This is a genomic window from Amycolatopsis nigrescens CSC17Ta-90, assembly GCF_000384315.1.
Taxonomy (GTDB): Bacteria; Actinomycetota; Actinomycetes; order Mycobacteriales; family Pseudonocardiaceae; genus Amycolatopsis; species Amycolatopsis nigrescens.
On record NZ_ARVW01000001.1, the window covers coordinates 8,215,544 to 8,230,425 of the forward strand.

Sequence of the window (14,882 nt, forward strand, 5' to 3'; positions counted from 1 at the left end):
CCGGCGCCGTTGACCGGGCGACTGCCGGCCGCGGCGCTCCACGTAGGCGCCATGCTCGGCCCGTTCGGCGGTGGCGTGGTCGCGGCCATCCTGACCGAGCTGGGCACGGGCTTCGGCGTGTCCCCGGCCGCCGCGTCCTCCTCGCTGACCGCCTACCTGCTCCCGTTCGCCCTGCTCATGCTGGTCTCCGGGACGATCGGCGAAAGGTGGGGCGCGAACCGCTGCATCCGGCTGGCCTACCTGCTGTTCCTGGCCGCGTCGCTGCTGTCGGCGGCCGCGCCCTGGTTCTGGCTGTTCCAGCTCGGCCGCGGGCTGCAGGGCGCGGCCAACGCGTTCACCACCCCGCTGCTACTGGCCGGGCTGGCCACGATCACCCCGAAAGCTCGACTCGGCCGCGCGCTCGGCCTGTTCGGCGCGATGCAGGCGCTCGGCCAGACCTCCGCGCCGCTGCTCGGTGGCCTGGCCGCGGAGGTCAACTGGCGCTGGGCGTTCGTCGGCCCGGCGGTGGTCGCGGCCGTGCTGGCGGCCTGCCCGCTGCCGCCCGACCGGTCCCCCGCGTCCGCCGAGCCCGCCAGGTTGCGTGCGGCGTGGCGGTGGGCGGTGCTCCGGCCCGGCCTGATCGCGCTCGCCGGCTGGGCCTGCCTCGCCGGGCTGTCGTTCCTGGTCGCCTTCCGGCTGGAGGACGCCTTCGCGGCCAGCTCCGGTCCCCGCGGGCTGGTGCTCACCGGCTACGGCGTGGCCGGGTTCCTCACCGCCCGGCTGGTCGGCGGGCTGGCGGACCGGTTCGGCGCGGCCACGTCGACTCTGCTCGGCCTGGCGGGTGGCGCGCTCGTGCTGGCCGCGATCGGGCTGGTCGACTCGTTCCCGTTGATCGCGGTGGCCTGGGCGCTGGCCGGGATCTGCGCGCAGCTGATCATCGTCGGGGTGAACGCGACCGTGCTCGCGGACGGGCCGCACGGACGCGGCGGCGCGATCTCGGTGGTGCAGGCCCTGCGCTTCCTCGGCATGGCGGCCGCACCGGCCGCCTTCACCGGCATCTACCACCAGAGCGCCGCGCTGGGCTTCCTGCTGCCCGCGGGCCTGCTCCTGCTGGCCATCCTGCTGCTCCGGCCGAGCCGGGCACCCGCCTAGAGCAGCCGTCGGATCGGCACCGGCCCGCGGGCGCGCTTGCGCCATTCCCGGGGGTAGCCGAGCGAGACCTCTTCGAAGCGCACGTCGTCCGCGTACGTGGTGCGTGGGATGTGCAGGTGCCCGTAGACCGCGATCTCCGCGCGGTAGCGCAGGTGCCAGTCCCCGGTTTCGCTGGTTCCGCACCAGAGCGCGAACTCCGGCCAGTACAGCGGCGCGGTCGGGTGCCGGTGCAGCGGCCAGTGCGACATCAGGATGGTCCGGTGGTCGTCCGGGATCGCGGCCAGCCGCTGCTCGGTGACCTTCAGCCGGTGCGCGCACCACTCCTGCCTGCTGGGGTACGGGTCGGGGTGCAGGAAGTACTCGTCGGTGCAGACCACCCCGGCTTCCTTGGCCTGCTCCAGCGCCTGCTCCACGGAGACCTGCTCGGCCTGCGGCGTGCGCCAGCTGTAGTCGTAGAGCAGGAACAGCGGCGCGATGGTCAGCGGCTTCTCGGCGTACGGCCACACGACGAACTCGTCCTCGGGGGTGTGCACGCCGATCTCACGGCAGCGGGCGACCAGGTGCTGGTAGCGGGCCTCGCCGTGCAGCTGGACCTCGTCCTTCGGCGTGGTCCACAGCTCGTGGTTGCCCGGCACCCAGAACACCTCGGCGAACCGCTCGCGCAGCAGGGTCAGGGTGGCCACCACCGCGGACACCCGTTCCGCCACGTCCCCGACGACCAGCAGCCAGTCCTCCGGGGAGTCCGGTTCGATCGTCTCCACGATCGGGAGGTTGCCGTCATGGGTGACGTGCAGGTCGCTGGTCGCATAGAGGTGAGGCACGCCCTCCACCGTAACCATCGCCGGCACGGACGGGTTTCAGCATGCCGAGCACCAGCACGCCGGCCAGCACGTGCAGCACGGCCTGTGCATCGAGCAACGGCCACAACCCGGTCCAGCCCACCAGCAGCCCGGCCAGCTGCATGCCGAGCGCCTGGAAACCAGCCATCCCGGCGAAGGCGGTACTGAGCACCCGGCCGAGCAGGTCCGGCCCGGTCGCGGCCTGCATCACGGCGAGCTGCCCCGCGCCGACCACGGTGCCCGGCGCACCGTTCACCGCGAAGAAGACCGCGAAGACCCCGATCGCGGTGGTGACGTGGGCGGTGTTCCACGTCAACGCGCTCAGCAGGCCCAGCGCCACCGCACCCCAGCCGAGCAGCACGGCCGGCGGCACCCGGCGCGCCACCATCGCCAGCGCGAACCCCGCGACCAGACCACCGATCGCCTGAATCCCCCGCAGCAGCCCGATTTCCGGCTCCCCGCCGCCGAGGGTTTTCAGTACGAAGAGCACGAACAGGACCAGGAACATGCCCTGCGCCACCGACATCAGCGCCACCGCGAACGCGGTCACCCGCAGGGTCCGGTTGTGCCGGACCTCGGCCACACCGGCCAACCATTCCCGCAGCATCGACCGCCGCACCGGCACGGCCACCGATCGAACCACTGGCCGAACAACTGTCGCCGTCCTGAACCGACGCAGCAGCAACGCCGCCGACACCAGCAGCACGCCAAGGTAGGCGGCCACCACCCCGCCGAGGCCGGCCAGTCCGAGCAGCAGTCCGCCCGCCGAGCTGCCGGCCAGCCTTGCCAGGCTGTTGGTCACGCTCAACAGGCCATTCGCCGCGGTCAGCTCGTGGTGGTCGACGAGTTCGGGCACCAGTGCGTTGCGCGCCGGCTCGAACAGCGAAGCCAGCCCCGCCTGCGCGGCCTGCACCGAGTAGACCAGCACGATCTCGCCCGACCCGCCCGCCAGCAGCAGCGGCAGGGCCACCACGGCCTGCCCGGCGCAGACCACGGCCAGCACGACCCGGCGGTTCCAGCGGTCGGCGAGCACTCCGGCGACCGGGCTGAGCAGCACCGCCGGCACCAGCCCCAGCACCATCCCCGTCGCGGTGGACGCGGCCGAGCCGGTGAGCTGGTAGAGGTACACCGGCAGCGCGACCTGAAGCATCCATTCCGCGCTCTCCGAAAAGAACGCCGCCGCCCACAACCTGGCGAACGCCGCCCGGCGCAGCAGTCCCATCAGGAACTCGGCTTGCCGTCGGCCTCAACCCGCCGGAAGGCGCGGAAACCGACATGGGCGGGGCGCGCGTCCGGCGGCGTGTCGGTGCGGATCATCCGCACGTACGGACGCATCAGGGCGTCCACCTTCGCCACCAGCTCGGCCAGCTCGCTCGCGGTGACCTGCAGCGCGTACGAGTTGAAGCCGGCGGCATCGCGCCACTCCGGGGCCAGCTCCGCCGCCGTGTCCAGGTACCGCTGGGCGAGCAGCTGTTCTTCGGCGAAGAGGGTGCCGGCCACCGCGAGCTGGGCCGCCTGCACCGCCGGATCCGGGTCGGAGACGCCGAGGTCCAGCCCGACCTGACCGGCGCGCCACGGCCGTTCCCGGCCGTCCGTCCCCTCCACCCGTTCCACCAGTCCGTACTGCGCGAGCTGCCGGAGGTGCCAGCTGCAGTTCGACGCCGAGGACTCCACTGCCTCCGCGCATTCACTTGCCGTTCTCGGGCCCACCGAGGTCAGGTAGCTCAGCAGGCCGGCACGCAGCGGATGGGCCAGCGCGCGCATCAGCTCGGCGTCCCGCACCCGTCTCCGCGGGGGCAGCTCGTCCATCCGACCTCATTTCTGAAGGAGTTCTTTCGAAAGGGTCCTTTCAGAGTTGCACCAAGTTCTCCGGCCGTCAAGAAAAGGGATTGACTAACACGACTCTGGTTGCGTTAGACTGGCCGCACTATGAGGAACTGAACCGCGCCCCACCCGCGTCCGAGGCAGTGACGGTCGAGCATCGGCTCCCGCGCGAACGCCCGGCGGGTTTCCTTTTTCTCGCTCAGGGCCCGGTGATGCTCGATGTCAACTTCCCTTTTCCTGCGTGCGCAGGACCTCGCCTTCGGCTACGGCGACCGGATCGTCTTCGACGGCCTGTCGCTGACCGCCAGTGCCGGCCAGCGCGTCGGCCTCGTCGGCGAGAACGGCGTGGGCAAGTCCACCCTGCTGCGCCTGCTCGCCGGCGTCGAAGAGCCGTTCGCCGGTTCGGTGCAGCGCGGCCCCGATCTCGGCTTCCTCTTGCAGGAGCTGCCTTTTCCCGGGCACACGCGGTTCTCCGATGTGATCGACGACGCGCTCGCCGAAACCCGGGTACAGGCCGCTCTTCTGGACCGGCTGACCGAGCGGCTGGCCGGCCATCCGGAGGACGAAACCGCGCTCGAGGAGTACGGGCAGGTGCTCGAATGGGCACAGGCGCACGAGCTGTGGGACGCCGACCGGCGGGCCGAGCTGGTCTGCGTCGGGCTGGGGCTCGGCGGCATCGGTACCGAGCGCAGGATCGACACGCTCTCCGGCGGGGAACGCTCTCGGCTCGGCCTGGCCGCGCTGCTGATCCGGCGCCCGCAGACCCTGCTGCTGGACGAGCCGACCAACCATCTCGACGACGACGGTATGGAGTTCCTGGAGAAGCACCTCGCCACGCTGACCGGCGTGGTGGTGCTGTCCTCGCACGACCGCGTCTTCCTGGACGCGGTGTGCACCGACATCGTCGACCTGGACCCGGCGCTGGACGGCGCCACCCGCTACGGCGGCGCGTACACCGAGTACCTGGTCCAGAAACGGGCCGAGCGCGCGCGTTGGGAGCAACGTTTCGCCGAGGAACAGGCAGAGCTGAAGGAGCTGCGCGGCGCGGTCGCGGTCACCGCACGGGCGGTCGCGCACGACCGTCCCCAGCGGGACAACGCGAAAACGCTCTACGACTTCAAGACGGGCCGGGTGCAGAAGCAGATCTCCCGGCGGGTGCGCAACGCCCAGCAGCGGCTCGACGAGCTGGAACGCGACCAGGTCCGCAAGCCGCCCGCTCCGCTGCGGTTCGCCGGCCTGCCTGCCGGGCATGGCGGCGAAGACGAGCTCGCGCTGTCCGTCCGCGACCTGCACGTGCCCGGCAGGCTCCAGATCGGACACCTTGACATCGCCGGGTCGGCCAGGCTGCTGGTCACCGGGGGCAACGGCGCCGGCAAGTCCACCCTGCTTTCGGTGCTGGCCGGGTCGCTGCCGCCGGAGTCCGGCTCGGTGCACCGGGCCAGGGGCGTCCGGGTCGGCCTGCTGGAGCAGGACGTCAGCTTCGCCGAACCCGGCCGGACCGCGCGGCAGCTCTACACCGCGGCCGTTGGCGAGCACGCGCCGCCGCTGGCCCAGCTCGGCCTGCTCGCACCTCGGGACCTCGACCGGCCGGTGCGGGCGCTGTCCGTCGGCCAGCGGCGCAGGCTGGCGCTGGCCGTACTGCTCGCCGAGCCGCCGCAGGTGCTGTTGCTGGACGAGCCGACCAACCACATCTCGCTGTCGCTGGCCGAGGAACTGTTCGACGCGCTGGACACCGCGCCCGGCGCGGTGGTGGTCGCCTCGCACGACCGCTGGCTGCGGCGGACCTGGCCGGGCACGCGACTCGGCCTGGCGCACGGAAAGGAGGCGGCCTGATCCCGGGGCCGGCTCAGGCCGGCGCGGTCTCGATCACGCAGACACCGCGCTGGCCCGTCAGCGGGACGACGTCGGTGACGATCAGCCCCGCCCGCAGGCACAGCTGGTCGAACTCGGCGCGGGTGCGCTCCTTACCGCCGTAGATCACCAGCATGGTGAGGTCGGCCAGATCGGGATCCCCTGGCGCACCAGGGTTCCCGATCTCGGGCAGCACCTGTTCGATGATCAGCAGGCGGCTGCGGGCGGACATCGCCTCGCGACACCGGCGGAGGATGGTGGCCGCGCTGTCGTCGTCCCAGTCGTGCAGGATGCTCTTGATCAAGTACAGCTCGGCGCCCGCCGGCACGGCCTGGAAGAAGTCGCCGGTGGCGATGGTGCACCGGTCCAGCACCCCGGCGGCGCGCAGGGTGTCGGCGGCCTGCGCGGCGACCTCGGCGCGGTCGAACACCGTGCCCGACAGGCCAGGATGGCGTTCGAGGACCGCCGCGAGCAGCGTGCCGTCCCCGCCCCCGATGTCGGTCACCGTGCCGGCCCCGCCGAAGTCGTAGTGCTCCGGCAGTGCCGCGGCGACTCCCCTGGTGAGCTGTCCCATGGCCGCGTTGTACACCTCGGACAGCTCGGGCTCCTTCCGCAGGTATTCGAAGAACCGCATGCCGAAGACCTCGTCGAAGGCGGCCCGGCTGGAACGCAGGCCGGCCTCCAGATTCATCCAGACCTCGTGCGTGGCCTGGTCGGTGTACAGCCGCACAAGATCGGCCATGGAACCGGGACTTTCCTTGCGCAGCAAGGAGCCCAGCTCGGTCAGGGCGAACCTGTCCTGGCCGCTCGGCACGCACAGGTCCAGGTCCACCAGTGCCCGCAGCAGCCGGATCATCCGCTCCGGTGGGATTTCGTACGCCGCGGCGAGGTCGTCCAGGTCGACCCCGTCCCCGATCGCGTCGGCGAGATTCATCCGGCTCACCACACCCATCACCCGGGTGGCCACCGAACCGGACAGCCACCGCATCAGCGTGCCGCTCGCGGTGCTCGATTCCGTCATTTCTTTCCTCCGGTTGTCGGTCTGTTCGTCAGGGGACAGCGGGCAGGGTGCCGTGCCGGCGGATCCAAAGTGGACCGACGACGGCGCCGAGGAAGGAGAGCGCGACCGCGGCCCCGATCAGCCAGGAGAAGCCGGCCGCCCCGGCCAGGCCGAGGCCCGCCGAGCTGACCGCGGTCACGCAGATGCCCTCGATCGACATCGGCACGGTGAAATCGGTGGCCGCCGAGGACTCCCGGGCGAGATCCATGGAGACCGTGGAGACCACAGTGAGCTTCGCGCCGTACACAATGGACACACCGACCAGCACCAGCGCGGTCGGCACCGCCTGGCCGGACCCGGCGGCCAGCGGGAACAGTGCCGCGACCGTCAGCACGCCCAGCGCGCCGATCCCGAGTGCGGGCCGCCATCGGCCGTAGCGCGTGATGGCCGCACCGGTGCCGAGCGCGGCCACCATCTGGACCGCGGCCGCCAGCAACTGGACGAGCGCGATCCGGTCCATCGGCCAGTCCGCGGCCAGCAACATGGCGGACTGGGGCGCGGTCGCCAGCCACTCCCCGATGGAGAACACCGGGATGACCAGCAGCGCCCAGACGGCCATTCGCGGCCGCCGGAAGTAGCCGGCCAGTTCCCGCCACGGTGCGGGCCGATGCTCCGGCCGGGCCGCCGCCGGCTCGGTGAGGCGGGCCAGCACCGCTAACGGGAGCACGAACACCGCCGCCAGTGCCAGCACGGTCGCCGCCCAGCCGGCGTGGGCGTACACCAGCAGCGCGCCCCCGGATCCGATCAGCATGGAGGCGCTGCCCGAAGCCACCTGGATGCCGTTGGCGACCCCGCGTTCGGACGAGCGCAGCAGCCGCACCGCCAGCCCGTTCAGGGCGAGGTCGTGGAACACCGACAGCGCCAGCACCAGTGCCACCAGCACCATCAGCACGGGCAGGTCGGCGACCGGGTCCACCCCGGCAAGTCCGACCAGGGTCAGCACCAGCGCGAGCTGGGTCAGGATCAACCAGCCGCGGTAGTGCCCGAACCGGGCGGAGCCGAACCGGTCCACCACCGGCCCGAGCAGGAAGCGGCCGAAGTAGATCATCCCGAACAGGTTGAGCAGAGCGACCGTGCCCAGCGGGACGCCACGACCGAGCAGAATCGTGCCCAGGGTGAGGAAGAAGAACGAAAAACCGACCGAGGACACCAGGTACAGCGAACCGATGACCAGCAGCAGTGCCCGGCGCGGCTTGCCGAGCCGGACCGGCGCGCCGGTTTCGGTGGCTGCGGTGACGTCGGGGGCCGTCATCGGGCCGTGCTGATGTGCCAGCTGCGGGCGTGCTCGTACTGGTTGTAGAGGCGGGCGAAGGTGCCGCCGGCCCGGTGGAGCTCGGCCGGGGTGCCGGTTTCGGTGACCCGGCCCGCGTCCAAAGCGACGACGTGGTCGGCGGTGGCCAGCGTGGCCGGCCGGTGCGCGATCACGATCACCGTGCGGCCCGGCTCCTTGGCCAGGTCCGCGATGGCGTGGCTGATCGCGCGTTCGTTCTCCGGGTCGAGCGCGGAGCCGGCTTCGTCGATCAGCACGATCGGCGCCTGCTTGAGGAACGCCCTGGCGATGGACACGCGCTGGCGTTCGCCGCCGGAGAGCTGCGCCCCGGCCTCACCGACCCGGGTGTGCCACCCTTCGGGCAGCCGGGCGATGACCTCGTCGAGGCGCGCGGCACGGGCCGCCTCGACCAGTTCCGCCCGCGTGGCGTCCGGGCGGGCGAGCCGGAGGTTGTCTTCGATGGTGGTGTCGAAGAGGTAGACGTCCTGGAAGACGATGGCGATCTCGTTCAGCAGCGTGGCATGGTCCAGCTCGCGGACGTCCACCCCGCCGACGCGCACGCTGCCCGAACCGGAAGCAGTGTCCACATCGGAGTCGATGTCGAAGAAGCGTGCGATCAGCCGGGTAACGGTGGTCTTGCCGGAACCGGACGGCCCGACCAGCGCGGTGGTGGTACCGGGACGGCAGTGGAAGGACACGTCTGTCAGCACGGGCGGGCCGCCGTAGGAGAAGGTCACGTCCGAGAACTCGATCCCGGTGTGCTCCAGCCGCCGCACCGGATCCGCGCTGACCCGCAGCGACGGAGTCTCCAGCACTTCCTCGACGCGCTCGACGCAGTAGTGGGCGGCGCCCAGTCCCGGCACGAAGTCCGCCAGTGCGCCGATCGGCTCGAGGAAGCGGACCGCCAGTACGAGCAGTGCGACGGCATCCGCGACCGGCAGGCTCCCGTCGAGCAGGAACCGCGCGCCGAACACCAGCACCACGACGAACCCGGCCATCACCACCCCGGTGTAGGAGAGGCTGGGCACCAGCAGTCGGTTCAGACCGCGGCGATAACGACGGCGGTGCTCGGCGAGCGCGTCGCGCATCAGCACGGTCCCGGTGCCTGCCTGGCCGGCGGCGCGCAGCACGGACTGGGCCTGGCCGAACTCGATGGCGCGGCCGGTGACCTCGTTCGCGGCCACCTCCATGTCCCGCACCACATCCACCGTGATCCGCCGCGACGCCCGCAGGACCAGTACCGCGATCGGCATGGCGACCAGCAGCAGCGACGCCAGCCGCCAGTCCACCGTGAAGGTGACCACCACGACCGTCGCGGGCACCAGGACGCAGTTGATCACCGGCCCGCCGACCACCACGCAGATGCGCGCGATGGCGGCGGTGACGCCGGTGACGGTGCGGACGAACTGCGCCTTGCGGTCGGCGGAGAACCAGCCCAGCGGGAGGGTGGTCAGATGCCCCATCAGGCGGTGGCGGAGCTGAGCGGTCAGCTCCGAGCTGGCCGCGAACCCCACCGGCGTGGTGATCACGCTGAGCACCAGGTACAACCCGAAGCCGATCGCCCCGGTGATCAGCCAGGGCGTCGCGGCGGCGAAGTCGGGTTCCGGACGCAGCAACGCCCGCAGCACGGGCACCAGCAGTCCGAGCAGCAGCCCCTGCAGGACCGCGAGCACGGCCTGGAACAGGCCCATCCGGACCAGCAGGCCGGGATGCGGGTACAGCCGGTGGATTTGGCGGATCATGCGAGGTCCCCGTTCTGCTGCGCGCGCCACATCCGGGCGTAGAGTCCACCGCGGGCGAGAAGGTCTTGGTGCGTACCGGTTTCGGCGAGCCGGCCCTCGTCGAGGACGAGGATCTGGTCGGCGCTCTCGATGGTGTGCAGCCGGTGCGCGATCACGAGCACGGTCTTGCCGGCGGCGAGCTCGGACAGCGCGTCCTGCACCGCCGCCTCGCTGTCGGGATCGAGCGCCGCGGTGGCCTCGTCGAGTACGACGATCGGCGCGCCGGACAGGATCGCGCGGGCGATGGTCAGGCGCTGCCGTTCACCACCGGACAGCCCGCCGCCGCCCGATTCGAGCACCGTGTCGTAGCCCTTGGGCAGCCGCTCGATCACCTCGTGGATCTGGGCGGCGGTGGCGGCCCGGCGGACCTCGTCCGCACTCGCGCCGGGGCGGCCGATGCGGATGTTCTCCCGCACGGTGTCGCGCAGCAGCACGACATCCTGGAACACCAGCGACATCGACGACAGCAGCGCCTCCGACGAGATGTCGCGCACGTCGGCGTCACCGATCCGGATCGCGCCGCCGGTCACGTCGTAGAACCTCGGCAGCAGGGCGGCCAGCGTGGTCTTGCCCGCGCCGGAAGGTCCGACCAGCGCCGTGACGGTACCGGGCTCGCAGGTCGCGCTGAGGTCCTCGACGGCGTTGGTGACCCCGTCGTAGGAGAACGTCACCCGGTCGAACTCGACGCGGTGTCCGCTGGGCTGCCGCGGTCGCGCGGGTTCCGGCAGGGGTTCGCGGGACAGCAGGCCCTCGATGTGACCCGCCGCCATCCTGGCCGTGCGCAGGCCGATGGCCCCCTGCACCATCGGCACCACCGAGGTCGGCATCCCGACGCCGATGATCAGGAACGGCAGCAGGCCGGCCGCGGTGATCAGGCCCGCGCCCACGAACCACAGCCCGGCGGCCAGCACCACGGCCAGCACCGTCATCTCGGAGATCAGGATCCGGTTCACGGCGGAGCTGAACCGGACTTCGGCCACCCAGACCCGGAACGCGTCCGCCTGCTCGCGCACCGCTTCGGTGAAGCGGTCCAGAATCCGACCCCCGGTGCCGAAGGTCTTGGCCACCGTGATCCCGTCCGCGTACTCCATGCTCGCGACGCTGATCCGCTTCTCGGCGGCGATCAGGCGAGCCATGTGGTCCGGCATCGAGCGCATCGCGACCCGGTAGCAGACCAGCCCCAGCACCGGCACCGCCGCGGTGACCAGCGCCATCCGCCAGTCCACGAACACCAGGTAGCCGAACCCGACCAGCAGCGCGCTGCCCGCACCCGTCATCTCCCCCAGCGAGTGCGCGAACAGGTTGTGCATGTCCTCCAGGTCGTCCGTCATCGCCTTCTTGACCTGGCCGGAGCCCGACGAGCGGAACCAGCCCAGCGGCAGCACGCCCAGCCGCCGCACGATGCGGACCCGGAGGTGGTGCAGCATCTTCGCGTCGGCGAGGTGGCCCACGTGCGAGGACAGCCCGACCAGCACCAAGCGCAGCAGCGCGCCGGCCGCGCCGACGCCGACCCACGTCCACACCGTGGCCACTGTGGTGTCTGGGGTGTCTGTGGTGTCCTGGCTGTCGAGCACGGCGCGGGCGATCTCCGCGATGGCCACGTAGGGGGCGAGCCCCGCCGCGGCACCGGCCGCGGAGAACAGCGCACAGGTGATCAGGTTGAACCAGACCGGGCGCAGCATCCGGGCGGCAGCACCGGTGCCGATCAGCCGCGGCGCACCTTCGGCCTGCCGCGGCCCTTCCGGCGCGGCGGGACTGTCCGCCAAGGGTTTTTCCGTGGTCGTCATGATCTTCTCTCGTCGCGCGGGAGGAGATGGCCCGTCGACGGTTGACCCAACCCTGCCCGCTCTGCTTAGGTTCGCCTAACCTAAGCATTTGAAGCCGACTTGAAGTCAAGGCAGGTGCAGACCGGCATGAGTTCTCATGGGCCCACGGGTGACGAGCTGATCGGAATCGGGGAGACCGCGGCCCGGTTCGGCCTGGCCGGCTCGACCCTGCGGTACTGGGAGGAACGCGGGCTGATCAGTCCCGCCGAGCGGCGGGGACGATGGCGTCGTTACGGGCCCCGCGAGCTACATCGGATCGGCCTGATCCAGCTGTGGCGGGACACCGGGCTGATGAGCCTGGACGAGATCGCCGCCGTGCTGGCCGGCACCGTGCGGGACCGCACCTGGCGCAGCGTCGTGCTGGGCCGGCTCGAGATGATCGAAGAGCAGCAGCGACGCCTGGCCGCGGCCAAGGAGCATCTGGAGCACTTCTTGACCTGCCCGGACGAGCATCCGGCGGACAACTGCCCGGTGCTGCGCGAAATGACCGACGTGCGGCTGGCGCGGCAATCGGCCTGACTCAGCCGGGTGCCGCCTGGACGCGTCCAGGCGGCACCCGGGTCAGAGCGCGATACCGAGAAGGGAGTCGACGGCGTCGCGAACCAGCGCAGGTGCGGCACTGTCGGCACCACCGGTGCGCAGCGCCTCATCCACCCAGGCGTCCACGGCCGTCAGCGCCTGCGGGGTGTCCAGGTCGTTGGACAGGTGGTCGCGCAGCCTGGCCACGGTGTCCTCGGCCGCCGGGCCGGACGGCAGGGCCGCCGCCGAACGCCACCTGGCCAGCCTCGCCTCGGCCTCGGTGAGCAACGCCGCGGTCCACGGCCGGTCGCTGCGGTAGTGCCCGGCGAACAGGGCCAGCCGGACGGCGGACGGATCCACCCCGTCCGCGCGCAGCCGGGAGACGAACACCAGGTTCCCGCGCGACTTCGACATCTTCTCGCCGTCCAGACCGATCATGCCGGCGTGCACGTAGTGCCGGGCGAACGGGTGCTCGCCGGCCAGCGCCTCGGCGTGCGCGGCGCTGTACTCGTGGTGCGGGAAGACCAGGTCCGAGCCGCCGCCCTGCACGTCGAAGCCGAAGCCGAGCCGGTTCACCGCGATCGCGCTGCACTCGATGTGCCAGCCGGGACGTCCGGCGCCGAGTTCGGACTCCCAGGACGGTTCGCCAGGCCGGGCCACCCGCCACAGCAGCGCGTCCAGTTCGTGCCGCTTGCCGGTGCGGTCCGGGTCGCCGCCGCGCTCGGCGAACAGCTTCGACATGGTCGCCAGGTCGTAGTTCGACTCGTAGCCGAACCGGCCGGTGGCGGTGTGATCGAAGTAGATGTCCGGGTATTCGGGGTCGTCGGCCCGGTAGGCGGCGCCGTCGCCGACCAGCTTGGCGATCACCTCGACGATCTCCGGGATGCTCTCCACCGCACCGACGAACTCCCGCGGCGGCAGCACCCGCAACGCCACCATGTCCTCGCGGAACAGCGCGGTCTCCCGCATGCCGAGCACGATCCAGTCGTCCTGGTCCCGCGCGGCGCGCTCCAGCAGTGGCTCGTCGATGTCGGTCACGTTCTGCACGTAGTGCACGTCGTGCCCGCCGTCCAGCCAGATCCGGTTGACCAGGTCGAAGGCAAGATAGGTGGCGGCGTGCCCGAGATGCGTGGCGTCGTACGGGGTGATCCCGCATACGTAGATCCGCGCGGTGTCCCCGGGGGAAGTCGGCCGCACCTGACCGCTCGCGGTGTCGAACAACCGCAGCGGACGCGGCGTCCCTGGCACCCGGGGCACGGTGACCGATGACCAAGTCTGCATGCCTCAACCCTAAGCATTACCTCCGGCCGGGTTCCCGCCCGGTGGGACGGGCTGCCCGATGGCGCTGTTGACAGCGCTCCAGCCGACGTACAAGCTGATTTTGTCATGAAAGATGTGTTGTACCTGGAGACGCTGGACCAGGCCGAGGCGCTGCTCAAGCCGATGCGCGTGGACGTGCTGCGCCGGCTCGCCGAGCCGCGCACCTGCACCGAGCTCAGCGGCGTACTGGGGCACAGCCCGCAGAAGATCTACTACCACGTCCGGAAGCTGGCCGACGCCGGACTGGTCGACCAGGTCAGCTCCCGGCAGGTCCGCGGCATCACCGAGGGCATCTACCAGGCCAGCGCCCGCGCCTACTGGCTGTCGCCGCGCCTGATCGGCACCCTCGCGCCGCGGCAGCCCACCGGCGAACTCGGCTTCGGGTACCTGCTGAACCTGGTCGAGCAGGTACAGACCGAACTCGCCGACCTCGGCGCCGACGCGGTGGACCTGCCGTCGCTGGCCGTCTCCGGCGAGGTGCAGCTCTCCGCCGCCGACCGGGCCGCCTTCCTCACCGAACTTCGCGGCACCCTCGAGGAGCTGTTCACCCGCTACGGCGGCCCGGTGGACGGCGACCGCGACCCGTTCCGCATCGCGATCGCCGTCTACCCCCGCCCCGACGAGCGCGGCTGATCAGCTACCGGCTCGTTCCGCGTTGGCCTTCGCCGCGTCCCTGATGAACTCCGCCATTCCGGGACGCTGGTCGGGTTCCCGGACCAGGAAACCCAGCTGGCCAGGCTCGGTGACGTACAGCGCGGTCAGGTTCAGGTGCATCTCGTAGCGGCACTCCCCCATGAACTGCCCCAGCAGCAACCGATGCCGCTCCAGCAGGTCCATCGCCTCGACGCTATCCGGCCGAGCACCGGAGTCCATAATGGACAAAAGCTGACCGGACCATTCCTCCCGGACCCGCTCCGCCTCGGCCCATTCCCGCTTGCCGAACGATTTCGTGATCTCTTGCCCCGCCTGCCATTCCGGGGTGTCACCCCACTGCCGCGCGGCCCATTCCGCATAGCCCGCCGGCTCGGTGTAGCCACCGAAGACTTCCAGTTTCTCCTCGGGTGTCAAGGACATGCCCAGCTCCTTCGCCTCCGTCACGTGATCGACGGACACGACCATCCGCTGCAGTCGTTCGATCCGCTCCACCAGCATCGCGCGCTGTTTCTTCAGGTGTGCCAGCGCATCCGCTCCCGGATCGTGCACAATGGCCGCGATCGCGTCGAGGGAGAACCCGAGCTCCCGGTAGCACAGGATGTGCCGCAGCCGGTCCAAATCGGACTCCGTGTAGCACCGGTATCCCGCCGCCGTGCGCTCGCTCGGCGAGAGCAGCCCGATCTCGTCGTAGTGGTGCAGCGTGCGCACGGTGATCCCGGCCAGTCCCGCGACCGCACCCACCGAATAGCCCGAAGAGTTCACGTTCTCCCTTTCCTTACCCGGGCCACCGTGCCGCCTCACGTGACG

13 protein-coding genes are annotated in these 14,882 nt (G+C 71.1%); 4 read left to right on the forward strand and 9 right to left on the reverse strand.

Annotation, left to right across the window (positions count from 1 at the left end):
* Positions 1-9: 9 nt before the first annotated feature.
* The gene (locus tag AMYNI_RS0138890; RefSeq protein ID WP_026361477.1) at positions 10-1,131 is read left to right on the forward strand and encodes an MFS transporter; all 1,122 of its coding nucleotides are present in this window, start codon (positions 10-12) and stop codon (positions 1,129-1,131) included.
* Here AMYNI_RS0138890 and AMYNI_RS0138895 read toward each other — a convergent pair.
* From AMYNI_RS0138895 to AMYNI_RS0138905, 3 genes are read right to left on the reverse strand one after another with little or no spacing between them, the layout of a single operon-like run.
* The gene (locus AMYNI_RS0138895; RefSeq protein WP_026361478.1) at positions 1,128-1,952 is read right to left on the reverse strand and encodes a metallophosphoesterase family protein; all 825 of its coding nucleotides are present in this window, start codon (positions 1,950-1,952) and stop codon (positions 1,128-1,130) included. The genes AMYNI_RS0138890 and AMYNI_RS0138895 overlap by 4 nt on opposite strands.
* Positions 1,909-3,192 carry an MFS transporter gene (locus tag AMYNI_RS46480; RefSeq protein ID WP_020673540.1) on the reverse strand — a complete coding sequence of 428 codons (1,284 nt, stop codon included), beginning with the start codon at positions 3,190-3,192 and terminating at the stop codon, positions 1,909-1,911. The genes AMYNI_RS0138895 and AMYNI_RS46480 overlap by 44 nt, the downstream gene beginning before the upstream one ends.
* Entirely contained in the window at positions 3,192-3,779 is a 588-nt protein-coding gene (locus AMYNI_RS0138905) for an ArsR/SmtB family transcription factor (RefSeq protein WP_020673541.1), read from the reverse strand. The genes AMYNI_RS46480 and AMYNI_RS0138905 overlap by 1 nt, the downstream gene beginning before the upstream one ends.
* Before the next feature lie 234 nt (positions 3,780-4,013).
* On the opposite strand from AMYNI_RS0138905, the gene AMYNI_RS0138910 reads away from it, so the two are divergent.
* Entirely contained in the window at positions 4,014-5,627 is a 1,614-nt protein-coding gene (locus AMYNI_RS0138910) for an ABC-F family ATP-binding cassette domain-containing protein (protein WP_020673542.1), read from the forward strand.
* Between the two features lie 13 nt (positions 5,628-5,640).
* Here the strand turns inward: AMYNI_RS0138910 and AMYNI_RS0138915 are convergent, their stop codons facing one another.
* Genes AMYNI_RS0138915 through AMYNI_RS0138930 form a run of 4 tightly spaced genes read right to left on the reverse strand, consistent with a single transcriptional unit; the run spans position 5,641 to position 11,543 of the window.
* Complete coding sequence (locus AMYNI_RS0138915) at positions 5,641-6,666, reverse strand: methyltransferase (RefSeq protein WP_020673543.1); 1,026 nt, start codon at positions 6,664-6,666, stop codon at positions 5,641-5,643.
* 28 nt (positions 6,667-6,694) lie between these two features.
* Positions 6,695-7,957, reverse strand: coding sequence for an MFS transporter (locus AMYNI_RS0138920; protein ID WP_020673544.1), 1,263 nt, complete (start codon positions 7,955-7,957; stop codon positions 6,695-6,697).
* Positions 7,954-9,717, reverse strand: a complete 1,764-nt coding sequence (locus tag AMYNI_RS0138925; protein WP_020673545.1) for an ABC transporter ATP-binding protein — start codon at positions 9,715-9,717, stop codon at positions 7,954-7,956. The genes AMYNI_RS0138920 and AMYNI_RS0138925 overlap by 4 nt, the downstream gene beginning before the upstream one ends.
* Positions 9,714-11,543: an ABC transporter ATP-binding protein gene (locus tag AMYNI_RS0138930; protein WP_020673546.1), complete on the reverse strand. Its 1,830-nt coding sequence runs from the start codon at positions 11,541-11,543 to the stop codon at positions 9,714-9,716. The genes AMYNI_RS0138925 and AMYNI_RS0138930 overlap by 4 nt, the downstream gene beginning before the upstream one ends.
* 126 nt (positions 11,544-11,669) lie before the next feature.
* Here AMYNI_RS0138930 and AMYNI_RS0138935 point away from each other — a divergent pair, with 126 nt between their 5' ends.
* A complete protein-coding gene (locus AMYNI_RS0138935) occupies positions 11,670-12,101 on the forward strand; it encodes a MerR family transcriptional regulator (RefSeq protein WP_040406239.1) in 432 nt (143 codons plus the stop codon).
* 42 nt (positions 12,102-12,143) lie between these two features.
* Here the strand turns inward: AMYNI_RS0138935 and mshC are convergent, their stop codons facing one another.
* A complete protein-coding gene (gene mshC, locus AMYNI_RS0138940; protein WP_026361479.1) occupies positions 12,144-13,382 on the reverse strand; it encodes a cysteine--1-D-myo-inosityl 2-amino-2-deoxy-alpha-D-glucopyranoside ligase in 1,239 nt (412 codons plus the stop codon).
* Positions 13,383-13,487: 105 nt separating this feature from the next.
* Here mshC and AMYNI_RS0138945 point away from each other — a divergent pair, with 105 nt between their 5' ends.
* Positions 13,488-14,054: a winged helix-turn-helix domain-containing protein gene (locus AMYNI_RS0138945; RefSeq protein ID WP_020673549.1), complete on the forward strand. Its 567-nt coding sequence runs from the start codon at positions 13,488-13,490 to the stop codon at positions 14,052-14,054.
* Here AMYNI_RS0138945 and AMYNI_RS0138950 read toward each other — a convergent pair whose 3' ends face one another.
* Positions 14,055-14,837, reverse strand: a complete 783-nt coding sequence (locus tag AMYNI_RS0138950; protein ID WP_020673550.1) for a MerR family transcriptional regulator — start codon at positions 14,835-14,837, stop codon at positions 14,055-14,057. It lies immediately after the preceding gene.
* Between the last annotated feature and the right edge of the window lie 45 nt (positions 14,838-14,882).

Coding starts and splice junctions, on each gene's coding strand:
- AMYNI_RS0138935 (WP_040406239.1), top strand. CDS start 11,670: ATGAGTTCTCATGGGCCCACGGGTGACGAGCTGATCGGAATCGGGGAG.
- mshC (WP_026361479.1), bottom strand. CDS start 13,382: ATGCAGACTTGGTCATCGGTCACCGTGCCCCGGGTGCCAGGGACGCCG.
- AMYNI_RS46480 (WP_020673540.1), bottom strand. CDS start 3,192: ATGGGACTGCTGCGCCGGGCGGCGTTCGCCAGGTTGTGGGCGGCGGCG.
- AMYNI_RS0138910 (WP_020673542.1), top strand. CDS start 4,014: ATGTCAACTTCCCTTTTCCTGCGTGCGCAGGACCTCGCCTTCGGCTAC.
- AMYNI_RS0138920 (WP_020673544.1), bottom strand. CDS start 7,957: ATGACGGCCCCCGACGTCACCGCAGCCACCGAAACCGGCGCGCCGGTC.
- AMYNI_RS0138925 (WP_020673545.1), bottom strand. CDS start 9,717: ATGATCCGCCAAATCCACCGGCTGTACCCGCATCCCGGCCTGCTGGTC.
- AMYNI_RS0138930 (WP_020673546.1), bottom strand. CDS start 11,543: ATGACGACCACGGAAAAACCCTTGGCGGACAGTCCCGCCGCGCCGGAA.
- AMYNI_RS0138945 (WP_020673549.1), top strand. CDS start 13,488: ATGAAAGATGTGTTGTACCTGGAGACGCTGGACCAGGCCGAGGCGCTG.
- AMYNI_RS0138905 (WP_020673541.1), bottom strand. CDS start 3,779: ATGGACGAGCTGCCCCCGCGGAGACGGGTGCGGGACGCCGAGCTGATG.
- AMYNI_RS0138915 (WP_020673543.1), bottom strand. CDS start 6,666: ATGACGGAATCGAGCACCGCGAGCGGCACGCTGATGCGGTGGCTGTCC.